Annotated in this window: 18 protein-coding genes; 14 read left to right on the top strand and 4 right to left on the bottom strand. The window is 71.1% G+C overall.

The window, feature by feature from the left end; genetic code table 11:
• The first annotated feature begins 12 nt into the window (after positions 1-12).
• Positions 13-684, top strand: coding sequence for a nitroreductase (locus ACIG5F_RS38800; RefSeq protein WP_396525038.1), 672 nt, complete (start codon positions 13-15; stop codon positions 682-684).
• Here the strand turns inward: ACIG5F_RS38800 and ACIG5F_RS38805 are convergent.
• Entirely contained in the window at positions 648-2,129 is a 1,482-nt protein-coding gene (locus ACIG5F_RS38805; protein WP_396525040.1) for a hypothetical protein, read from the bottom strand. The genes ACIG5F_RS38800 and ACIG5F_RS38805 overlap by 37 nt on opposite strands.
• Positions 2,130-2,429: 300 nt before the next feature.
• Between ACIG5F_RS38805 and ACIG5F_RS38810 the strand changes: the two genes are divergently transcribed.
• From ACIG5F_RS38810 to ACIG5F_RS38850, 9 genes are read left to right on the top strand one after another with little or no spacing between them, the layout of a single operon-like run.
• Entirely contained in the window at positions 2,430-2,837 is a 408-nt protein-coding gene (locus ACIG5F_RS38810) for a hypothetical protein (RefSeq protein WP_396525041.1), read from the top strand.
• A gap of 7 nt (positions 2,838-2,844) precedes the next feature.
• Entirely contained in the window at positions 2,845-3,171 is a 327-nt protein-coding gene (locus ACIG5F_RS38815; RefSeq protein ID WP_396525042.1) for a hypothetical protein, read from the top strand.
• Between the two features lie 14 nt (positions 3,172-3,185).
• Positions 3,186-4,274, top strand: a complete 1,089-nt coding sequence (locus tag ACIG5F_RS38820; protein WP_396525044.1) for an LLM class flavin-dependent oxidoreductase — start codon at positions 3,186-3,188, stop codon at positions 4,272-4,274.
• 5 nt (positions 4,275-4,279) lie between these two features.
• On the top strand, positions 4,280-5,479 hold the full coding sequence (locus tag ACIG5F_RS38825) for a nucleotide disphospho-sugar-binding domain-containing protein (RefSeq protein WP_396525046.1): 1,200 nt from the start codon (positions 4,280-4,282) through the stop codon (positions 5,477-5,479).
• A 13-nt stretch (positions 5,480-5,492) separates the two neighbouring features.
• A complete protein-coding gene (locus ACIG5F_RS38830; RefSeq protein WP_396525047.1) occupies positions 5,493-6,689 on the top strand; it encodes a nucleotide disphospho-sugar-binding domain-containing protein in 1,197 nt (398 codons plus the stop codon).
• A gap of 5 nt (positions 6,690-6,694) precedes the next feature.
• Positions 6,695-7,891, top strand: a complete 1,197-nt coding sequence (locus ACIG5F_RS38835) for a DegT/DnrJ/EryC1/StrS family aminotransferase (protein ID WP_396525049.1) — start codon at positions 6,695-6,697, stop codon at positions 7,889-7,891.
• A complete protein-coding gene (locus ACIG5F_RS38840) occupies positions 7,803-9,032 on the top strand; it encodes a nucleotide disphospho-sugar-binding domain-containing protein (protein WP_396525051.1) in 1,230 nt (409 codons plus the stop codon). The genes ACIG5F_RS38835 and ACIG5F_RS38840 overlap by 89 nt, the downstream gene beginning before the upstream one ends.
• Entirely contained in the window at positions 9,029-9,820 is a 792-nt protein-coding gene (locus ACIG5F_RS38845; protein ID WP_396525053.1) for a class I SAM-dependent methyltransferase, read from the top strand. The genes ACIG5F_RS38840 and ACIG5F_RS38845 overlap by 4 nt, the downstream gene beginning before the upstream one ends.
• Complete coding sequence (locus ACIG5F_RS38850; RefSeq protein ID WP_396525054.1) at positions 9,810-10,571, top strand: class I SAM-dependent DNA methyltransferase; 762 nt, start codon at positions 9,810-9,812, stop codon at positions 10,569-10,571. Before ACIG5F_RS38845 ends, ACIG5F_RS38850 begins: the two co-directional genes overlap by 11 nt.
• On the opposite strand, the gene ACIG5F_RS38855 is transcribed toward ACIG5F_RS38850, so the two are convergent.
• Positions 10,530-11,717 (bottom strand): MFS transporter, encoded by a 1,188-nt coding sequence (locus ACIG5F_RS38855; RefSeq protein ID WP_396525055.1) that lies wholly within the window; start codon positions 11,715-11,717, stop codon positions 10,530-10,532. The two genes, ACIG5F_RS38850 and ACIG5F_RS38855, sit on opposite strands and share 42 nt — an antisense overlap.
• 121 nt (positions 11,718-11,838) lie before the next feature.
• Here ACIG5F_RS38855 and ACIG5F_RS38860 point away from each other — a divergent pair, with 121 nt between their 5' ends.
• The 4 genes from ACIG5F_RS38860 to ACIG5F_RS38875 all read left to right on the top strand — a co-directional run bounded on the left by ACIG5F_RS38860 (position 11,839) and on the right by ACIG5F_RS38875 (position 20,618).
• Entirely contained in the window at positions 11,839-12,396 is a 558-nt protein-coding gene (locus ACIG5F_RS38860) for a hypothetical protein (RefSeq protein WP_396525056.1), read from the top strand.
• Positions 12,397-12,517: 121 nt separating this feature from the next.
• Positions 12,518-17,536: a hypothetical protein gene (locus tag ACIG5F_RS38865; protein ID WP_396525057.1), complete on the top strand. Its 5,019-nt coding sequence runs from the start codon at positions 12,518-12,520 to the stop codon at positions 17,534-17,536.
• Positions 17,537-17,547: 11 nt separating this feature from the next.
• Positions 17,548-18,213: a YcnI family protein gene (locus ACIG5F_RS38870; RefSeq protein WP_396525058.1), complete on the top strand. Its 666-nt coding sequence runs from the start codon at positions 17,548-17,550 to the stop codon at positions 18,211-18,213.
• A gap of 239 nt (positions 18,214-18,452) precedes the next feature.
• Positions 18,453-20,618, top strand: a complete 2,166-nt coding sequence (locus ACIG5F_RS38875) for an NEW3 domain-containing protein (protein ID WP_396525059.1) — start codon at positions 18,453-18,455, stop codon at positions 20,616-20,618.
• Positions 20,619-21,226: 608 nt separating this feature from the next.
• Here ACIG5F_RS38875 and ACIG5F_RS38880 read toward each other — a convergent pair.
• Positions 21,227-21,364 (bottom strand): hypothetical protein, encoded by a 138-nt coding sequence (locus ACIG5F_RS38880; RefSeq protein WP_396525060.1) that lies wholly within the window; start codon positions 21,362-21,364, stop codon positions 21,227-21,229.
• A gap of 63 nt (positions 21,365-21,427) precedes the next feature.
• Positions 21,428-22,519 (bottom strand): PucR family transcriptional regulator, encoded by a 1,092-nt coding sequence (locus ACIG5F_RS38885; RefSeq protein WP_396525061.1) that lies wholly within the window; start codon positions 22,517-22,519, stop codon positions 21,428-21,430.
• Between the last annotated feature and the right edge of the window lie 149 nt (positions 22,520-22,668).

Consider the following 22,668-nt stretch of genomic DNA (forward strand, 5'->3'; position numbering starts at 1 on the left):
CAATTCGCTGGTATGGAACCGATCCGCGCCCGGCAGTGCAAGCGGGCCTACCTCGACCGCCCGGTGCCGACGGAGCTGCTGGCCGATGTGCTGGAGGCGGCGGCCATGGCGCCGTCCACTCGGAACGGTCAGCCGTGGCGGATCGAGGTCGTCACGGCCGATGCCCGAAGGCGGCTGGCCGCCCGCCTCGTCGCGGAATTCGACCGCGGCGTGCCCACCAACCCGGACTACCGCAACCGGGGCATCGATGATCCGGCCACGAAGGCCCGTGCCGCCGACGCCATTGCCGGTGTGCTGCGGGCCCGGGGTCTGACCAGCCGACGCCAGCACCTGCGGGACAACCTCGGCTTCTACGGCGCGCCGGTCGAGCTGATCCTGCACCTCGCCGCCGACGCGCCGCCCGGCTGGTTCCTGGAGGCCGGCTTCTTCCTGCAGAACGTCATGCTGGGCCTGGTGTCCGCGGGCCTGGGCAGCTGTCCCCAGTTCAGCGTGGCCGGCTATCCAGACGTCGTCCGGGAAGTGCTGGGCCTTGGCCCGGAGCGGCTCATCGTCTGCGGCCTCGCCGTCGGCTATCCCGACGAGTCCGCCGCGGTCAACGGATTCCGGCCGCCCCGGGCCCCGCTCGGCGACTACGTGCGGTGGCATGGTCAGGCGCCCCTCGCCGCCGACACCGCGACCGGGTGACGGTCCAGCCAGTCCTCCACCCGCATCCGCACCAGTTCCTGGATTCTCGGCGCGCTGTCCGGGGTTTCCGGCACGTCGCCGTCGGGATCGAGGCAGACGACCCGGTCGGCCATCGACGGGGCGAGGGCGAGCACCGCGTCCCGGTGGGCCGAGGTGAGGCAGAAGACGACCTCGCTGGCCGCGCACATCGACGCCGTGACCGGGCGGGACGAGTGCCGCGGTGGCCGAATCCCCAGTCCCTCCAACGCATCCGCCGCCGCCGGGGCCAACGGGGAACCCGGCGTCGACACCGACACCCCGGCGCACATCACCCGCCAGGCCCCGCGACGGGCGGCGGTGGACAGCTCGTGGCGGGCGATCGCGGCGGCTATCGGCGAGCGAAGTGTGTTGCCACCACAGACGAAGAGCATGACCCGCCGGGACAGCACCCAACCGCCGCGGTGCAGGGCCACGATGGACGGGTAGCTCAGCACCAGCGCCGCCACCACCACGATCCCGGCCGCGACCAGCTGCGCGCCGCTGGGCGGCGCGACGCCGAACACGGCCCGCAGGATCAGGGACGCGGCCACACCGGCCAGCAGGCTGGAGCAGACGTGCACCGGCACGCAGAACGAGTACTCGCGGCGGTCGAGGAAGATCAGCGTGGTGAACACGAACAGGCCCTCGTAGAGCACGCCGATGCCGATCGCCGGCAGCGCGGCCGGGCTGGCCAGGAACGTGGTGAATCCGGCGCGCAGGGCCTCCGCGGCCGGGCCGATCCCGATCAGCGCCGGAATGCCCAGCAGCACCACCAGGAACACCGGAGTGGTCATGTGCTCTTCCACGAAATAACGGCGATCCCGGTCCAGCATGCCCTCCTTCCCGTGCTTGCTCATGACCAGGAACCGGCCGGTGTAGCCGAGCGCGTAGGCGCCGAGGCTGAGCAGGGCGGCCGCGCTCAATCGGTAGTTGTCCACGTCATTCAGCGCGATCACCGCCGACACCAGGCTCAACGCCACCGCGACCGCGGAATGGACCATGATCCGCCGCTTGCGCACGAGATCGACCGCCGGCGAGATGATCAGCGTGGAAATACGCATCAGCACCAGCATCAACAGGATCGAGACGCCGGGAAAGGTGAAGTTCAGGGTGGTGGAGCCGACGATCAGCGACATCCACAGCGCCGACCACGCGGTCTCCCGACCCGGCGCTGGCACCGACCACCGGCCGACCTGGCGTCGCCGCGCGTGCTTCCACCAGCGCAGCACGGTCAGTGTGACCGGCATCGCGAGCAGGGTGCCGATGGCCGCGGCCGGCAGCAGCACCAGGCCGCCCACCGGCCCGCCGGTCTGCGGCAGCAGGCCGCCCGACAGCGCCTTGGCCAGCGCGCTGTACGGGGTGTACCACAGGAAATAGCCGATACCGAGCCCGAGCATGCCGAGACTGGCGTACCTTACCCGCGTCATTTCTTGCCTCCAGGAAAGGCGCAGAAAATAGGTCGGTGCATGTGGCGGCGGTGGCCGAGTATGGCAGTGATCTGGTTGGACCAGCAACAAAACATTCCCCCATTACCTAGGTGGCCCGCGACCGCCCGGCGACGGGAACAGCGCCCGGGTCGGCCATCCGGCGCAGGCGCGGCCGTCATCGGACCCAGTCACCGTTCCGCCCGGCCGGGTCGTACTAGGAAGAAGTCGCCATATCCGGCCTGCTCCGCCCGCCAATACGCTCGTGATCACCGAGCCGTCCCGAATTGTCGAAGGTGGGCCATGGAAGTCTCCACTCACGTGTGTGCCGCCGACCTGCGAGCCGGCGCACCGCCGGCGCGGGCGTTGGAACTCGCGCCGCTGCTGGGGGTCTGGCACGCCACCGACCGCCGCAACCCCGGTGTGGTGCGGCTGGAACTGGGCCGGCGCGGGAACACCCTGGTGGTGCGGGCCTTCGGGGCCGACTCGCCGGAGCCGATCGACTGGGGCGAGACGACCGCGGTCGGCTACGGCGCGTCGGTGGCGGCGGGCGAGGCGATGGCCTTCACCGCCGGCTACGACTTCGGCTTCCTCACCGTCACCCTGGCCGCCTACGCCAAGCAGGGCATTCTCGTGCTGGACACGTTCACCGTGTTCACCGACGACAGCGGCCGGGCCGACTACTTCACCCGCGAGTTCTTCCACCGGTGAGGCGGCCATGCAGCACACCCGCACGCAGGACAAGGCGGCCCCGCCCGGCCCGGTCGACGTCGAGCCGCTGCTCGGCCACTGGCGCAACTACGACAACCACGCCCACCCGCAGCAGGTCGAGATCCGCCGGCGCGCCGGTGGAATCGTCGTCGAGGCGCCGGAATGGTCCGAAGTGGACGGTGTCGCGTTCGCCGGCCCGGGCGCGGCCGAGGCGGTCGCCCTCCTGGCCGCCGACGACCGGGTGTTCCTGGCCGCCTACCTGAACAAGCGGTTGCTGGTCGTGGACTGCTACGCGGACAACCACTTCCGCCGGGACCACTTCTACCCGGCCTGATCGAGGTGACGGAGATGCGTGAGCGACGCAGGCCCATCCGTTTCCACTGGAGCATTCCCGGCAGCGGCGCGCGCAGCGCGACCCGGGGCGGCGACGACCGCAAGGACGTCAACCCCGTGGCCGACCTGGACGTCCAGCTGGAGCTGTGCCGGATCGCCGACGAGGGCGGCATCGACCAGCTGCTGCTGCCCATCGGCTTCCACCGGGCCGACCCGATCACCCTGGCCACGCACTTCGCCGCGCACACCAAGCGGGTCAAGTACATGGTCGCGGTGCGGCCCGGCATCCAGTCCCCGACCTACCTGGTGCAGCAGGTGAACACCGTGTCGGTGGTGACCGGCGGCCGGATCAGCATCAACGTGGTGGCCGGCTACTCCTCGCAGGAACTGCGCTCCTACGGGGACTTCCGCTCGCACGACGAGCGGTTCCGGCACAGCGACGAGTTCTGGACGGTCTGCACGGCGCTGTGGCGCGGCCGCGAGCCGGTCGACTTCCACGGCGAGTTCGTGCGGGTCGAGGGGGCCCGGATCAACACCCCGTTCACGTCGGCGGAACGGGTGCGGCCCGAACTGTATTTCGGCGGGAGTTCGGGCATGGCGTCCGACCTCGCGATCAAGCACGGCGACGCGCTGCTTCGTCTCGGGGGCACGCCGGACGAGGTGGCCGCGCGCATCGGCGCGGTGCTCGCCGCTGGTCGCGAGGTCGGACTGCTGTTCTCCGTGGTGTCCAGACCGACCAGGAGGGAGGCGGTGGACGCGGCCATGGCGCTGGTCGAGCTGGCCGGCGAGCAGGCCCGGGCCGTGCAGGACCGGTTCCGGCGGGAGAGCGCCGAATCGGTCGGCTTCGCCACCACCTACGGACTGGGCGCGGACAACGAGCAGTGGCCGCGGCCGTACCTGTGGACCGGCGCGATCCCGTTCCTCGGGCCGCTGTCGCTGGCCCTGGTCGGCACGCCCGACGAGATCGCCACCGCGCTGTTGGCCTACCGGGACATCGGCGTCACCCAGTTCCTGTTCCACGGGCGGCCGGACATCGAGAGCCTGCCCCATTTCTGCCAGGAGATCCTGCCCCGCGTCCGGGAACGCGAAGCGGCCGGCTGGTGAGGGCCATGCGTGTGCTGTTCGTCGCCACCGGCGCGCTCCCCCACCTGTTTCCGCTGGTCCCGCTGGCCTGGGCCTGCCGCGCCGCCGGCCACGAGGTGCGGCTGGCCAGCACCGCGGCCGTGGCCGACCAACTGGTCCGGACCGGACTACCGGCCGTGGTTCTGGCCACGGCCACCGATTCCCGACTCTCGGAGGTCCGGGCCCGGCTGGTGCCGCTGATCCACTCGCAGCCGGCCTGGCCGTCGGACTGGGCCATCCATCCCGAGTCGCTCAACGACACCAAGCGCGAGTACCTGCGGCTGCTGGGCGCGGCCCTGGCGCTGGGCGCGGACGGCATGCTCGACGACCTGCTCTCCTTTGCCAGGCACTGGAAACCGGACATCGTCGTGCACGACGCGATCACCTACGCCGGCGAGGTCACCGCCCAGAAGCTGGACATCCCCAACGTCAAACACAACTTCGGCACCGCCACCCAGCCGCCCCTGCACACCACGACCCCCGAGTACCACCACCTCTTCCACCGCCACCACACCGCTCCCCGGGCCCATCCCACCGCCACCATCGACCCCACCCCGCCAACCATGCGCCTGCCCTCGACCGAGCGGACGCCGATCAGCGAGAGATACCTGCCCTACAACGGATCCGGCGCGGTGCCGGTGCCGCGACCGGCCCGGTCGCGGCCCCGGGTCTGCGTGACCTGGGGCCATACCTCGGCCCGGGCCCTGGGTGCGGCGGCGGCCGAACCGTATCGGCTGGCGCTCGACGCGATGGCCGACCTCGACGTACAGCTGGTCGTGGTCACCACGGCCGCGCAGCTCAAGGCCGTGCGTAACCTGCCGCCGACGGTGTGGACCGCCCCGGACACGCCGTTGCAACTGGTGCTGCCGCACTGCGATCTCCTGGTGCACCAGGGCGGTGACGGCACGACGCTGACCGCCGCCTCGCTGGGCGTGCCGCAACTGGCGCTCACCCGCAAGCCGGACGCGGAACTGGTCGGGGCCCGCATCGCCGCCGCCGGCATCGGCAAACACCTGCGCTACCAGGAGATCCAGGACGAGCGGGGGCCGGCGACGGTGCGGCGGGCGGTGGCCGAGCTGCTGTCCGACCGGAGCTACCTGGCCGCCGCCGTCGCGCTGCGCGAGGAGATCGAGCGGCAGCCGCCGCCGGCGGCGATCGAACCCGAGCTCGCGGCGCTGGCCGGCTGAAACGGAGGAGTCCATGCGTGTCCTGTTCACCGCCGTGGCCGGCCGGCCCCACCTGTTCCCGCTGGTGCCGCTGGCCTGGGCCTGCCGCGCCGCCGGCCACGAGGTCCGGCTGGCCAGCGCCCCGTCGGCGGCGGAGATCATCGTCCACACCGGACTCCCGGCGGTGGTGATCGGCAGCGGCCCCCGGCAGAGCCCCGAGGACCGGGCCGACCTCGTGCGCTCGGTGTACGGCCAGCCGCCGTGGCCGCGCGACTGGCCGGCCTTGGTGACCCGGCTCGACGACGGCCAGCGAGACCTGTTGGCCCGGCTCGGGCGCTACCTGGTCACCGCCGCCGACGCCATGGCCGACGGCCTGATCTCCTTTGCCCGCCAGTGGAAACCCGACGTGATCGTGCACGACGCGATCACCTACGCCGGCGAGGTGGCGGCCCAGAAGCTGGACATCCCCAACGTCAAACACAACTTCGGCACCGCCACCCAGCCGCGCCTGCACACCGTGCCCGAGTACGCGGCCCTGTTCCACCGGCACCACACCATCCCCCGCACCGCCGCGACCGCCACCATCGACCCCACCCCGCACAGCATGCGGTTCCCGACCCTGGCGGAACCGGTGCTGGACATGCGTTACGTGCCGTACAACGGATCCGGCACGGTGCCGCGCTGGCTGGCCGGGCCATCGCCCCGGCCCCGGGTCTGCGTGACCTGGGGCCACACCGCCCCGGACGCACTCGGCGAGTCGGCGGTGGACCCGTATCGAATGGTGATCGACGCGCTGGCCCCGATGGACGTGGACATCGTGGTGGTGACCACGGCGGCCCAACTGGACGAGCTCGGCGCGCTGCCGACGCGGGTCCGCACCGCGCCGTCCGCGCCCCTGCATCTGGTGCTGCCGCACTGCGACGCCATCGTGCAGCAGGGCGGGGACGGCACCACCCTCACCGCCGCCGTCGCCGGGATTCCGCAGCTGGCCATCACGTGCAAGCCCGACGCGGAGATCGCCCCCGGTCGGCTGTGCGCGGTCGGGGCCGGGATTCACCTGTACTACCAACATCTCCGGTCCGATCCGCGGTGCGAGCGCGTCGTCCGCGACGCGGTGTCCACGCTGCTGGCGGACTCCGGCATCGGCGCGGCGGCCGGGCGGCTGCGGGCCGAGATCGAGGAGATGCCGCCGCCGGCCGAACTCGTCGCGACGATCGAGAAACTGGGGTGACGGCCATGGCCGACGACATCGTGCTGGTGCGCCCGATCATGCCGGCCGCCGACAAGGTCCGCCGGGCGGTGGCCCGGGTGTTCGACAGCGGCGTGATCACCAACGACGGGCCGCGGGTCCGGGCCCTGGAACGGCAGTTGGCGGGCCGGCTGGGCATTCCCGACCTGGCGGTGTGCGCCAGCGGCACCACCGCGATCCAACTGGCCTGCGGCGCGCTGCGGCTGACCGGCGAGGTGATCGTGCCGGCGGCGGCCTTCCCGGCCGTCTGGCAGGCGGTGTTGCGGGCCGGGGGCAAGCCGGTGGCGGTGGACGTCGAGCCCAAACACCTGACCCTGGACCCGAAAGCCGTGGAGGCGGCGATCACCCCGGACACCTGCGCGGTGTTGGGCGTGCACACCTTCGGCTGCCCGGCCGACATCGACGCGCTGACGGCGATCACCCGCCGGATCGACGTGCCGCTGGTGTTCGACGGCGCGACCTGTTGGGGCATCGACTATCACGGCCGGCCGCTGCTGTCCTATGGGGACGTCGCCACGCTCAGCCTGCACGCCATGAAGCTGACCCACTCGGTCGAGGGCGGCGCGGTGATGGGCAACGGGATGCTGGTGGCCAACTGGGTCCGGCGGCTGCGCAACTTCGGCACCGGCGTGGACGGGGCGCTGGCCCAGGGCACCAACGCCCGGATGAGCGAGCTGCACGCGGCGATCGGCGAGGTGGTGCTGGCCGAATCGGACGCGGAGATCACCCGCCGCATCCGGGTCCGCCGCTGGTACGAGGAGGGCCTGAGACAGATCAACTGGCTGCGGGTCCTGCCGTTGCGCGCCGAGGCCGGCCCCAACGTGGCGGCGATGCCGATCCTGCTCGCGCTCGACGCGCCCGTGGACGCGACCACGCTGGGCCAGGAACTGCACGCTCGGGGCATCCACGCCCGCGCCTACTTCACCGGCCACTACCGGCCGCACACCCTCCGCCTCGGCGGCCCGACGCCGGTCACCCACGACATCGCCGACCGGGTGGTCTGCCTGCCGTTCTGGGGCCGGCTCACCGAAGCCGACATCGCCCGCGTGACCACGGCCCTCAAGGAGATCGACGCCCGGCGGAAAGGACCACGTCATGCGCCTTCTGTTCACCTCGCTGGCCGCCCCGCAGCATCTGTATCCCCTGGTGCCGCTGGCCTGGGCGTGCCGCGCGGCCGGGCATGAGGTGGTGTTCGCCGGCGCGCCGGCGATCGCCGCGGTGGCCGTCCACACCGGACTGCCGGTGGCCGCGGTCGGCGAGGACCTCCCGCCGAACTCGCTGACCGCGCCGGCCACGACGGCCGCGACCTATGGGCACGAACGGTTTCCGCCCAACTGGCCGCTGCATCCGCGCCGGCTCAACGCCGATCAGCGGGCGCTGCTGGACCAGCTGGGCCGCAACTCCGCCGCCTCGGCCGAGGCGATGGCCGGCGACCTGATCGCGTTCGCCCGGTCCTGGCGGCCGGACGTGATCGTGCACGACACGGCCAGCTTCGCCGGGCCGCTGGCGGCGGCGGTGCTCGGGCTGCCCAACCTGCGCCACCTCACCGGGGTGGGGTTGCGGCCGATGGAACGGCGGGCCGGCAGCCGCGAGCCGCTGCCCGAGTACGCCGCCCTGTTCGAACGTCTGGGCGTGCCACCGCGATTGCCGCCGACCTTGAGCGTCGACCCGTCGCCGCGGAGCCTGCGGCTGCCGGTCGACGGCATCTGCCTGGAGCAGAGATTCGTTCCCTACAACGGTTCCGGGTCGCAGCCGCGCTGGCTGCTCGGGCGACGCACCCGGCCCCGGGTGTGCGTGTCCTGGGGCTACAGCGTGCTGGGCGCGGCGCTCGCCCTCGGCCGGGCGGCGATCATGCCGTGCCTGGCCGCGCTCACCGGCCTCGTCGATCTGGACGTCGAGGTCGTTCTCCTGGCCACGTCTCGACATCTGACGCTGCTCGGCGACCTGCCGCCGGCCGTGCGGGTGGTGGAGTCCACGCCCCTGCACCTGGTGCTGGCCCACTGCGACCTGATCGTGCATCAGGCCGGCGACGGCACCGCGCTCACCGCGGCGGCGCTCGGCGTCCCCCAGCTCACCGTGACCAGCAAACCGGATCCGGCCCTGACCTCCGACCGGCTGGCCGCCATCGGCGCCGCGGTCCACCTGCCGTACCGGGAAGTGGCCGCGGATCCCGCGCCCAGCCGGCTCATCGGCGGAGTGGCCGAGAAGATGCTGGCCGACGCCGCCTATCGGGGCGCGGCCGGCCGGCTGCGGCGCGAGATGGCCGGACAACCCTCGCCGGCCGCGGTCGTGCCGGCCCTGTGCCGACTCCTGGAGCAGCCGTGAACGAGGAGACCTTCGGTCTGTTGCACGCCAACCACTACGACCTGTTGCACCCGGCCAAGGACTACGCGGCCGAGGTCGGGCAGCTCCGGGAGCTGTTCGACCGCGAGGGGCCGGTCGAGTCGGTCGTCGACCTCGGCTGCGGCACCGGCCGCCACCTGGACCTGTTGGCGGCCGAGGGCTTTCGGGTGCTGGGCGTGGACCGGTCGGAGGCGATGGCCGACCAGGCGGCCAAACGCCTGGCCCGGCACGGTGATCAGGCCGAGGTGACGCGGGCCGACATCATCCGGTTCACCGCGCCCCGGCGGTTCGACGCCGCGATCATGATGTTCTCCCTGCTCGGCTACCAGGTGTCCAATGTGGACACGCTGGCCGCGCTGGCCGCCGCCCGCCGGCAGCTGCGGCCCGGCGGCCTGTTCGCGTTCGACCTGCTGGACGCGGCCGCGGTGCTCGGCTCGTCGTGCCCGCCGGACGGCCTGGCCGTGATCGACGAGGGCCCGGACCGCCTGCTGTGCGGGCACTCCACGGCGGTGGACCTGGACGACCAGGTGCTGGACCTGCGGCTGCGGATGTGGCTGCTGCGGGGCGAGGAGATCGTCGACCGGGCCGACGAGCGGCACCGGATCCGGCTGTTCGGCGAGGTCGAGCTGGCGCTGCTGCTGCGGGCCGCCGGATTCGAGCCGGTCGGCTCGGCGCCGCAGGCCGGGGACCGGCGGGACTCGTCACGGGACTGGTTCCGGCTGGTGTGGGCCCGGCGAATCGAGTACGGAGGAGACCACGATGGACGGTGACATCTTCGGGCCGCTGCACGCGAGCTGGTACGACCGCTGGCACGAGCACAAGGACTATCCGGCCGAGGTCCGGCAGCTGGAGGAGGTCCTCCGTCGAGAGGGGCCGTCGACCTCGGTGCTGGACCTGGGCTGCGGCACCGGCCAGCATCTGGAGCGGCTGGCCGCCGCCGGGCACGAGGTGCTGGGCGTGGACCGGTCGCCGGTGATGGTGGAGCAGGCCAAGTCCCGGCTGGCCCGCTACGGCAGCCGCGCCTCGGTGGTGCAGTCCGACCTGCTCGACCTGACCGTGGACCACCCGTTCGACGCCGCGATCATGATGTTCTCGGTGCTGGGCTACCAGACCACCAACGAGTCGCTGCTGGCCACGCTGGCCGTGGTGCACCGGGCCGTCCGGCCGGGCGGGCTGTTCGTCTTCGACATCCTCGACGCCACAGTGGTTCTGCGTGAAGGACCCAAGGGCGGGGTGACGGTGGTGGACGACGGTGATCATCACCTGCTGCGCGCCACCACCGGGAAGCTGTTCCCGCAGGAGCAGGTGTACGAGCTGGGCATGCAGCTGTGGCTGATGTGCGGCAACCGGGTGCTGGACTGCGTCACGGAATCCCACCGCCTGCGGTACTTCCTGCGCCGCGAGCTCGACCTGGCGTTGGGCATGGCCGGTTTCCGCACGCTGGGCAGCGCCCCGCTGGCCGGCGGCCAGTCCGGGCCGTCACGGGAGTGGAGCCGACTGGTGTGGGCCCGGCGCGTCTGACCGGGCCGGCAGCACCGTCAGCGCGACGATCACGGCCAGCGCGATGGCGGTGCCGGACAACAGGAACACGGTGGCGGGCGGGAACAATCCGGTGGCCAGGCCGCCGAGCCCGAGCGCGCCCGCGCCGGCCGTGCGCAGCAGGCCGTTCAGCGCGGCCTGCACCCGGCCGATCACCGATTCCGGCGTGCGCAACAGGATCAACGCCGTCGCGGCCACGTTCACCACCCCGGCGCACGTGCCGGCGCAGGCGTAGCAGACGAACACCTCGGCCAGATTGCCGGCCAGGCCGACACCGACCAGGCCGGCGGCCATGCCGACCGACCCCGAGGCGACGACCAGCAACGCCCGCCCCGGCGACGCCAAGCCGGCCGACAACACCGTGCCGACCAGCGCCCCACCACTGAAAACCGCCGACAGCGCGCCGAAAGCCGCGGCGCCGGCGGCAAAGGTGTCCCGCACCAGGAAGACCTCGGCCACCGACACACCCTCGCCGACCAGGATCAACACCGTCAGCAGGCCGACGATCACCGCGACCGGCCGGTCCTTCAGCAGCACGGCGAATCCGCCGTGCCAACGCGGACGCGGCCCGGTGCGCACCGGCTTCCGCACCCGTATCACCACGCCGAATCCGGACAGCACAAGGAAAGTCCCCGCATCGACCAGCAACGGGACGGTGGCGCCGCCGGTCAGCCCGGTGAGCACGCCACCCGCCGCCGGCCCGGCCAGCACGGCTGCCATGTTCGCGCCCTGCTGGAGGCTGGTCGCGGCGGCGAACCGTTGCGGCGGAACCATTCGGACCAGCAGCGTGACCAGCGCCGGGCCGGTCACCGCCGAGCCGAACGCCGTCAACGCGACCAAACCCAGCAACGCCACGGGGTTGTGGGTGTAGGCCATCAGCAGGCAGGCGATCGTCTGCGCCAGGCCGCTTCCGGCGATCAGCCGCCGACTGTCGACGCTGTCGGCCAGCCAGCCGGCCAGCGGCGCGCCGAGCGCGAGCGGGACCGTGCCGGCCGCCAACAGGCTGGCCACCGCCCACCCGCCGGCGCCCTCGTCGTGCAGCCGCAGCAAAAGGGCCACCACGGCGACCTCACTGCCCAGTGTGGACAGTGCGCGGACCCCGGCCAACCACAGGACTTCTCGTCGCATCGCGCGTCCTACCCAGGTGACAACCGACTACTTGGTCACATCCGCTCATTTCACCCGACACACCAGGGCTGGCAGATTTCACCGCAGCACGACACTACTCCGTGTCGCCGGAGGAGCACAGATGGTTGGCAGACTTCCCGTGAAAGCCCGCATCGCCGGCCTTCTCCTGGCGCTCGCGACGCTGGCCGCCGCGGCCGTCGGCGTCGGCGCGATGGCCGCCGGCACCGGGGCCGCGCCGGCCGCGCCCACCGGGCAGGTCGGCCGGCTGGCGGCCACCGTGAGCGATGCCGGCTGGCTCGGCATGGACCACGACATGTCCACCACCGCGTCCGGATACCAGATGCCGCCGGCGATGATGCCCGGCATGCCGGCCACGGGCGACGACCGGCTGTCGATCGCCGTCACCCTCGTGAACACCGGGCCGGACACCGTGACCCTGCACCCGGTGGACGAGTTCACCCTGCACGCCGGCCCGGCCGCGACCAAGGTCACCGCCTACGGCGGCACCTTCGGCGAACTGCCCCGGCTCGGCCCGGGCGCCGCGGTCAGCGGCTCGCTGTTCTTCGACCTGCCACCCTCCCAGTTGGACAGTTCCGGCGCATGGCTCGACTGGAGCCGGGACGGGGGTTCCGCCCGACTGTCCATCCCCGACGCCGCCATGACCATGCAGCACCAATGACGTCATGAAGGGCCCCTTACTGACGTTGAACGTCACGATGGGGCCCTTCATGACGTTCAACGAGAGGAACGGTCCCTTGATCTTGGCGGAGGGGCCGGAGGTTCGGCGAAAGGAATCCCCTATGAGATGGTCGCGTTCCGCGCTCGCGGTGACGATCGCGATCGTGGTGAGCATCTGGCGACATGTCGGCGATCTCGCGCCGGCGGCCCTCGCACTGGACGCGATGGCCGTGGTGCCGGCCGCCGCGGCCGCGGTGTGGCTGGCCGGACGGACCGCTCCCCTACTCGGTCTGTCCGGCGATCGCGCGTGGACCAGGGTCGCCTTCGCGGCCCTGGTCTCGCTGTGTTTCGTGCCCCTGTTCCTGCCGCTGGCGCTCGCGCTGCCGGCGCTCGACCTCATGGTCGGCTCGGCCGGATCGCCCATTGTGGACGTTCCGACGGCCGCCCGGGAGGCCGTGGCCGCACAGCCGATCGCCTTGCTGGCGGCGCTGCTCGCGGTGCACGTCTTCACCGAGACACCCCGGCTGGAGCCGGTCCGCCGCAGCCGCGGCTGGCCGGTGGTGATCATCTCGATCGCCTCGGCCGTGGCGCTGGCGGCGTTGCAGCTGGTCGTCCCGATCGCGCCGGCCAGCGCGGCCGCGCCCGCGGAGGAAACGGCCGGCAGCTGCGACACCGCGCCGAAACGGGTCTACACCGTCTACGCCATCAACGTCGACATCACGGTCGACCGGTTCGGCGACCACGACCCGTTCGGCTTCATGTACGTGCTGGCCGCCGATCTCGGGGCCGTGCGCGCGCAGGAAGCGGCGTTGCAGAAGGCGGCCGCGGTCGGCGCGGATCCCAACACCGGGGCCAAGGTCTCCAGCGGCCTCGACGAGGACCCGATCCAACCGCTGGTGCTGCGGGCCCGGCTCGGCGAGTGCGTGCAGATCACGTTGACCAACAAGCTGACCGACGCGCCCAAGACCGGGCCCGGCTTCGGCGACCCGTTCGTGACGACCCAGCCCGGCGGCGTGCCGTCGGTCTCGATCGACATGGCCGGCGTCTCCTACAACGCCGCGGCCGGGGCCGGCGGGCAGGCGGTCGGCAACAACCCGACCAGCGTGATGGTGCCGCCCGGCGGCTCGCACACCTACCAGTTCTACCTCGACCCGCTGATCGGCGAGGGCGCGAAGGTGTTCCACAGCGGCGGCGACGCCACCCAGCTCACCGCGCACGGCCTGTTCGGCGCGCTGGTGGCCGAGCCGGCCGGCTCGACCTGGCTGGACCCGGACACCGGGGTGGACCGGACCACCGACGCCACCTTCAACAGTTTCGCCGCGATCATCAAGCCGGGCAGCGGAACCGTCTTCCGCGAGTTCGCGATCATGTACCACGAGATCGGCGACGAGATGTTCAACCTGCGCCGACCGGCCCGCGAGGACGGCGGCGACACCAACTGCTTCGACGACCCGGACGGCCTCGGCGCGCCACTGCCGATGCTCGACGAGGGCGGCATCGACAACTGCGGCACCGACACGGCCGACTACCGGCCGGGCAGCCGGGCGCTGAACTACCGCAGCGAGCCGTTCTTCCGCCGCCAGGAGTTGTTGGTGCAGCAGAAGGGGGCCGACGACAGCACGCTGCCGGCCAGCGAGTCGCTGATGTACTCCTCCTACACCAACGGGGATCCGGCCACCCCGATGCCGCGCTCCTATCTCGGCGAGCCGACCAAGACGCGGCTGATCGACGCCGGCTTCGAGCAGCTGCACGTGCACCACCTGCACGGCGGCGGCGACCGGTGGCCACAGAACCCCACCGCGCAGGCCAGCAACTTCGCCGGCGGGCTGGAGAAGACGCCGCCGAACGACACCGCGTCGATCAACCTCGACTCGCAGAGCATCGGCCCGGGCGAGACCTACAACCTGGAGCACGAGTGCGGGGCCGGCGGCTGCCAGCAGGCGGTGGGCGATTTCCTCTACCACTGCCACATAGCGCAGCACTACATCGCCGGCATGTGGGGCATCTGGCGGGTGTTCGACACCAGGCAGTCCAACCTGGCGCCGCTGCCCGGCCGCACCGCCCCGCCGACCGCGGTCACCTCGCAGTTCCTGCTGGGCCTGACCATCGGCGGCAAGACCGTGGTGCCGCGGGCCGGGCTGAACAACCCGGCGACCCAGATCGCCGTCGAGGACCTCGTGGAGAACGAGATCCCGCCGCAGGGCGCGCGCCTGAGCGACACCGACGCGACGGTGTGGGACTGGCAGAAGGCCGGCACCCCGGCCGCCCCGCTGTATCTCGGGGAACCCGAGGACACGGCCGTGTGGCAGGACTACACGTCGTCGAGTCCGGGGCAGCGCAAGGCAATCCTGTTCAATCCGCTCAACGGGCGGCCGGCGTATCCCCTGATGGCGCCGCATCTGGGTGAGCGGCCGCCGTTCTCGCCGGCCGGGCACTCGGGCACGCCGTACCTGGGCAACACCGTGTCCTCGAACCGGGCCGACGGGCTGTGTCCGGCCAACGCGCCGGTGCGGACGTACAATGTGACGGCGATCAGCACTCCCATCAAGGAGACCGTGCGGGAGACCGACCAGAACGGCGAGATCTACGTCCTCAACCAGGACAAGGCGGCCGTGCTGGGCGGCACCAAGGCGGCCGATCCGCTGGTGATCCGGTCCAACGTCGGCGACTGCGTGGCGATCACCCTGTCCAGCGAGTTGGATCCGTCCGTGCAGTCCAAGGTGAACATGCACACGCACTTCGTGCAGTTCGACCCGCAGGGCTCGGACGGCGTGATCACCGGCTACAACTACGAGCAGTCGGTCTACGCCGACCAGGACGAGGGCCGCACCACCACGGCCGCGTCCGCCACCAACGCCAGCGGTGTCACCGTGTCCAACACCACCAACCTGCGGCCCGGCATCTTCATCGGCGTCGGGGTGGGCCGCACCGACATCGAGATCCGCAAGATCACCTCGATCGCCGGCAACCGGCTGACCTTCGACGTGCCGCTGGGCCAGGCCCACGCGGCCGGCGAGCCGGTGAGCGTGGAGTTCACCCAGTACCGGTGGTACTCCGATGTGGACAGTGGCACGGTGTTCTGGCACGACCACGTCAACGGCATCAAGTCGTGGGCGCACGGCCTGTTCGGCGCGCACATCATCGAGCCGGCCGGCTCCACCTACCACGACCCGAAGACCGGCGCCGTGATCCAGAGCGGCACCATCGCCGACATCTACACCACCAACCCGGTCGGCGTCGGCGTGAAGAACGCGTTCCGCGAGTTCACGGTGTTCCTCGGCAACGGGCGACAAGGACGCCCTGAACTGTCCAATCCGGACCTTCCCGGTCCACAGAGCCGCAACGCGGGACAGGAGTGCGAGGAGGGCTCCATCAACCTGAGAGCGGCGCCGCTCGGTGAACGAACACCACCGGGCGCCACCCCGGAAAATCCGGCGACCACGCAGCAGCGGCAGGAGTTCAACGGCGCCGTCTGCCGCAACGCCTACAGCAACGTCAACGACGGCACCGGAGCCGACACCGCCGCGGCGACCGTGACCACGGTCGACCCGTACGTGTTCTCCTCGGTGAAGTACGGCGATCCGTCGACCCCGCTGCTGCAGGCCTATGTCGGCGATCCGGTGGTGCTGCGCACCATCGGCGTCAACGACCGCAACGAGGCACTGCGAATCCAGGGAGAGCGGTTCCGCCGGGAGCGGTTCAACGGCGACGGCGAGCTCGTCGACGCGGCCACCACCGGCATCTCCGAGCGCTTCGACTACGTGCTCGACGGCGGCGCGGGCGGACCGGCCGGCATGCCCGGCGACTATCTCTACTACAGCACGAGGAATTTCGCCGTGGAGAGCGGGGCCTGGGGCATCTTCCGGGTCCGTGACCACGTCGACGCCAGTCTCAAACCGCTGCCGGACCGCCCTGCTCCGCCCAGTGGCCAGGGATTCCCCGTGTTGAAGGCCGCGACCGGCAACACCCAGGCGGCGCCGGGTCCCAACCCGCCGTCGATCGGCGCGACCACGAACAAGAGCCCCTGTCCGTCGGGCGCTCCGACCACGTTCTACGACGTGTCGGTGTTCGGCACGACGCTGCCGACCGCGCCGACCGCCGACACCAACGGGGTGGTCTACTCGCTCACCACGGACATGGCCGACATCCAGGCGGGCAAGAAGAAAGTCGAACCGCTGGTGCTGCGGGCCAACCAGGGTGACTGCGTGCAGATCACCCTGCGCAACCAGATCGCGGCCAATTCCCTCTACGGCGGGACACGAGCCGGGTTCGACCTGGGCAAGCTGCTGGGCAACCCGCAGCTGTCCGGCGGCGGCGCGGTCGGGCTGAACCCCGACACCACCGTGGCCGCCGGAAAGTCCGCCGTCTACATTTACTACGCGGACAAGCAGCTCGGCACGTCGATCTTCCAGGACCTGGGCAGCGTCGCGGCGCTGCGGCACGGCGCGTACGGCATGCTCATCGTCGAGCCGTCCGGATCGACCTGGTTCAACAGCGCCAACAACGCCCCGCTCACCGCGACGGCGACCAGCACCCAGGCGATCATCCGGTCGCCCGGCGGCAACTTCCGGGAGTTCGCGCTGTCGATGGGCACCACGGACCAGCAGTACGCGCGCAGCATCGTGCCGTACCAGGACGTGGTGGCCGGGGCCGGCGTGAACAGCGTGTTCGCCGGCAACCAACCGGTCGCGGACCTGGCGCACAGCAACGTGAACTACGCCAGCGCGCCGCTGACCACCCGGATGGGCAAGTCGGCCAACTACGGCAACGCCTTCAGCTCGGCCGGCTACGGGGATCCGGCGACCCCCGTGCTGACCGCGCGGGCCGGCGATCCGGTGGTGATCCGGGTCGGCCTGGGCGCGTCGGACCAGTTCTCCACCTTCGGCGTCGGCGGGCACGAGTTCCCGCAGGAGCCGGGGATGTGGAACGGCACGACCGACCGGCGGTCCCAGCTGCTGACGGCGCGGTCGCTCACCGCCGGCGAGACCATGGAGGTCAAGCTGGTCGGCGGGGCCGGCGGTCCGCAGCACTACACCGGCGACTATTTGTACGGCGACAACCGGCAGCCGTTCACCGAGGCTGGCATGTGGGGCATCCTCCGGGTTGTCCCGACATCCGGCGCCGGCCCGGCGACCCTCTAGGAGGTGGGACCATGCTCCGTCTGATGTGGACACTGCCGGCGGTGGCGCTGGTGTTGCTGGCCACCGCGGCGCCGGCCGCTGCCCACATCACCGTGCACTCTGACGACGCCGTGGCCGACGGGTACGCGCAGATCGCCTTCCGGGTTCCCACGGAGAGCGACACGGCGGCCACCACCTCGCTCCAGGTGGCGTTCCCGGCCGACCACCGGCTGGCGTCCGTCGCGGTCCGGCCGCATCCCGGCTGGACCTACCAGGTCACCAAGTCCACTGTGGACCCGCCGCTGGTCACCGACGACGGCGTCAAGGTCACCGAGGCCGTCAGCCAGATCGACTGGACGGCCACCGGTCCCGACACCGCCGTGAAACCCGGTGAGTACGACGAGTTCCTGATCGAGGCCGGGCCGCTGCCCAAGGCCGACCGCCTGGAGTTCAAGGCGGTGCAGACCTACAGCGACGGCACGGTCGTGCGCTGGATCGACTCGGCTGCCGCGGATGCCGAGCACCCGGCGCCGGTACTGGCCATCACCCCGGCCGCCATCGCGCCCGCGGTGGCGCCGGCGGCCGAGGCCAGCGCCGCCAGTCCGCCCTGGGCCCTGGGCGCGGCCACCGTGGCCGTGCTCATCGCCGCCGTCTCCGTCGCGCTGGCCTGGCGGCGGACCCGACGCCGGGCCGACTGAGGGCCGGACACCGCATGGGCGTCGCCTCCGGGCGGCGCCCATGCGCATGTCCACCGGGCCGACGGTAAACCAAACAATATTCAACAGCTACCCAAGTGACCCTTGCGAACGGCCTGGTCGGGAGGCTAAGAAGAACGTCGCCTGCTTGTTTCCGTTCGGTTACGAGTGGTGTTCGAACACGACCACCCATGACCGAACAGCTCCGGGCTTCCCCTGCTCCTGGATGGAGGGCACGTTCGATGGACACCAGAGAGGCAGCCGACCGGCCGAGACCGGGCCGGCGTCGCCGCGGCCTGGCCGGACTGGCCGCCGCGCTGCTCGTCGCCGGCACCCTGCCGCTGATCACCGCGCCGGCGGCCCAGGCCCTGGCCAACGGCCTGGCCAAGACCCCGCAGCTGGGCTGGAACGACTGGAACGCCTTCGGCTGCGACGTCAGCGCCGCGCTGGTCGAGCAGACCGCCGACGCGATGATCGCCAACGGCATGCGCAAGGCGGGCTACCAGTACGTCAACATCGACGACTGCTGGATGACCCACGACCGCGACGCCGCCGGCAACCTGGTGCCCGACCCAGTCAAGTTCCCCGACGGCATCAAGGCCGTCGCCGACTACGTGCACGCCAAGGGGCTCAAGCTCGGCATCTACGAGGACGCCGGCACCGCCACCTGCGCCGGCTATCCCGGCAGCCTCGGGCACGAGAAGCAGGACGCCGCCAGCTTCGCCAGCTGGGGCGTGGACTACCTGAAGTACGACAACTGCAACAACGCCGGCAACAGCGGCACCCAGCAGAACATCGACCGGTACAGCGCCATGCGCGACGCCCTGGCCGCGACCAACCGGCCGATCCTCTACAGCCTGTGCGAGTGGGGCGAATTCCAGCCGTGGACCTGGGGCCCGCAGGTCGGCAACTCGTGGCGCACCACCGGGGACATCAGCGACGGCTACGGCAGCATGCTGTCGATCTTCCAGACCAACGTGTGGCTCTACCCGTACGCCGGGCCAGGCGCGTGGAACGACCCCGACATGCTCGAAGTCGGCAACGGGCACATGACCACCGCCGAGTACCAGGCCGAGTTCAGCCTGTGGGCGGCCATGAACGCGCCGCTGATCGCCGGGGCCGACCTGCGCCACCTCAGCGCCGCCGATCTGGCCATCTACACCAACACCGACGTCATCGCGGTCAACCAGGACTCGTTGGCCAAACAGGCCGTTCCGGTCGCGGCCGGCGGGAAACCGGCCGGCAACAACGGGTTGTGGGTGCTGTCCAAGCCGCTGGCCGGCGGCGACCGGGCCGTGGTGCTGTTCAACTCCACCGGCGCCAGCGCCACCTTCGGGGCCACCGCCGCCGAGGCCGGCCTGCCCAAGGCCGACGACTACCAGCTCAAGGACCTGTGGGCGCACACCACCACCGAGACCGCCGGCGCGATCAACGCCACCGTTCCCGGGCACAGCGTGGTGATGTACCGGGTTTCCGCCGGCAAGGTCGGCTCCAACGTGGGCCCGAGCGTGACCCTGAACGAGAGCAGCGTCGACGGCGCGGCCCCGGGCCGGCCCATCACCGTCACGGAGACGTTCACCAACAACGGCCGCACCGCGGTGAAGCAGGCCGACCTCAAGCTGTCCGCCCCCGCCGGCTGGACGGTCACCGCCACCGGTCCGACGCGCTTCACCAACGTCAGCACCGGGAGCACCGTGACGACTCGATTCACCGTCACCGCGCCAACTCCGACCACTCCCATCGAGACCGACACCCTGACCGCCACGGCTTCCTACCTCTGGCGTAACCAGCAAGGCACCGCGACCACCAGCCAGCAGGCCGCGCTCGTGTCGCCGGTCCAGGCCCCGTACTCCACCTACTCCTCGGCCACCGACGCGCCGGCGCAGTACGGCCAGGTCGGCGACGACTTCGCCGTCAACGGCGCCGGCCAGGACGTGTGGAGCAGCAACGACAACTACTCCGCCATCTACCGCTCCGGGGTCGTCGGCACCAACGCCACCGTGGAAACCACCGTCACCTCCGCCACCGGCTTCGGCGGCTACGCCAAGGCCGGCATCATGGTCCGCAACTCCATGACCGCCGCCGGCTCCGGGCCCGAGGGCATCATCCTCTACGTCTCGCCGTCCGGCGGCATCCAGATGGAGTGGAACAGCGACGGCAACCCGTACATCGACTCCGTGACCCCGGACAACGGGTCCATTCCGTCGACCGTGCCGGTGCATCTGCGGCTGGTCCGCGCCGGGGCCAGCTACACCGGCTACTACTCCAAGGACGGCCAGACCTGGACCGCCATCGGCACCGTCACCGTGCCGGGCCAGGCCGCCACCCAGGACGCCGGCCTGTTCGTGGTCTCCGCCTCCTCCGGCGCGCAGGCCCTGATCACCTACCACGGCCTCACCGTCAGCTGACCGATTTTGGTGTCATGAAGGGCCCCTTACTGACGCTGAGCGTCATGATGGGGCCCTTCCTGACGTTCAACGAGAGGATCGGTCCCTTCACGACAGCGGGTGCGAGGCGGGCGGCGTCATCGCCAGGAAAGGCCCGATACTGGCGCTGGGCGCAGTGCTGGGACAACGCGGTGGCCGAGTCGTTTTCGCCACGATCAAGTCCGAGCTGCTCGACCGCCAGCCCTGGCCGTCCAAAGCCCAGGCGCACAAGGCGATCTCCGAATACATCGAGGGCTGGTACAACACACCTGCCGACGGCATTCCAGCCTGGCTACCTCAGCCCAGCCTCCTACGAAGCCACGCACGCATCCGTTCCACAGTCAGCGGCAGCCTGACCGCATATCGACCCTGTCCGTCCAATCGGGTCAACCCCACCCGACCGACAGGCGCGTGCCACGCATCCCGCTACGTCTGCAAGGACCTTGATGAGGTCATCCAGCGGGGAAGCACTGGGACGCCGGGCACGGCGCCAACCAGGACGCGGGCGACTTCATCAAGTGGATCGGCCAGGTCACGGGCTACGCCAAGTGAGTTCCGGGGCGCGGTCGCCCGACGGACCGCGCCCCACTTCACCGCACATCACCGACCACGATCCCCCACCGCGTCGCGATCCGCTCGCGGATGTCCTCGATGCTCGGCACGCAGGTGCCCCGTTCCGTGGCGAGCGCCAGGTAATCGTCCATGTTGGTCGCCGCCCACGGTCGCATCGTCGTCAGCCGCAGTGTCCGCAAGTGTGACGGCATCGGCTGGTAGGGGGCCAAAGCGCCACCCTAGCTGTGCAGGCGGTGTGCATGCGTGGCCATCAGGGTCTCCGCGATACCGAGCGGGTCAGACAACGAACGGCCGGTGAGCTCCTCGATCCGTGCTAGCCGGTGCCGGACGGTGTTGCGGTGGCAGTAGAGCAGTTCCGCGCTCCGGTTGACGTTGCCACCCGCCCGACACCACACGTCCAACGTGTCCAGCAGCAGCCGTCGGCTTTCCTCGGGCAACTCAAGCAGCCCGCCCAGTACGATGCGGGCCATGTCCCGCGCGGTTTCCGGCGCGCTCGCCACCAGGGTCTGAAGTGGACGGTCGCCGTAGCCGACCACGCCGGGGGAACCGGGCGGCGACGCGGTCAGTGCAACGTGCGCCAGCCGCACGGCTAGCGGGCTGTGGCTGAGCTGGTCGTAGACCGGACTCAGACCGACGCGTCCGGTGGCCGATCGCATGGCCTCGCGAACGGTGCCCACCGAGCCGGCGGCGCCCAAGCTGACGATGCCGACCTGCTCGGCCACGTCCACCAGCCACACCGAGACCACGCCGCGGGCGCGCAGGGTGGGTTCGGTATCGGCAGCGGCACCGGATTCCATGACCACCACGCAGAACCGGCCGCTCTTGGGCAACCCCAACACTTCGGCACTACGCCGCAGCAACGCCTGGTCACCGCCGGCGCCGGTGAGCAGCGCGGACACGTGTGCCTGTCGTTCCTGGGCGTCGCGGTGGCCACCCCACCAGCCGGCCTCGCGGCAGGCGCGGCCGATCGCCGACGTCCAGTGCTCGTGTTCGAGCCAGATATCCGCAGCCCGCTCGAGCAGTTCACGAGAGGTCGGCGCGTCGCGTTCGCGGGCCAGTTCCCTGGCAAGGTTCCAGACGGCGTGCACTCGGGTCCGTAAGGCGGCAAGTGCCGTGTCCGGGCTGATGCCCGCCGCGACGATCTCTCGCGCGGCGTCCTCGGCCTGCCCCTCGCCCGCGCCGTCGGTGATGCCGCGGATCGCGTCGGCTGTAAAGCGGTCACACAGGTCCACCAGCGCCGGGTCGGCGGGGGCGTCCACGCCGACCAGCCGATCGCGCAACTCGGCCGCGAGCAGGGACAACTTGTGCATGTGCACGATACTAGCCGCCTCCTGGCCGCCCCAACAGCAGTGACAGCGGTCACGAATTGTGCATATGCACAATGCGGCGCTGGCCATCGTGTCCACCGGGACCTGGTCAACCGGCAACGCCCGGCAATAGCGTCGGAATCGATCGAATT

The organism is Kutzneria sp. NPDC052558, assembly GCF_044547355.1.
GTDB lineage: Bacteria > Actinomycetota > Actinomycetes > Mycobacteriales > Pseudonocardiaceae > Kutzneria.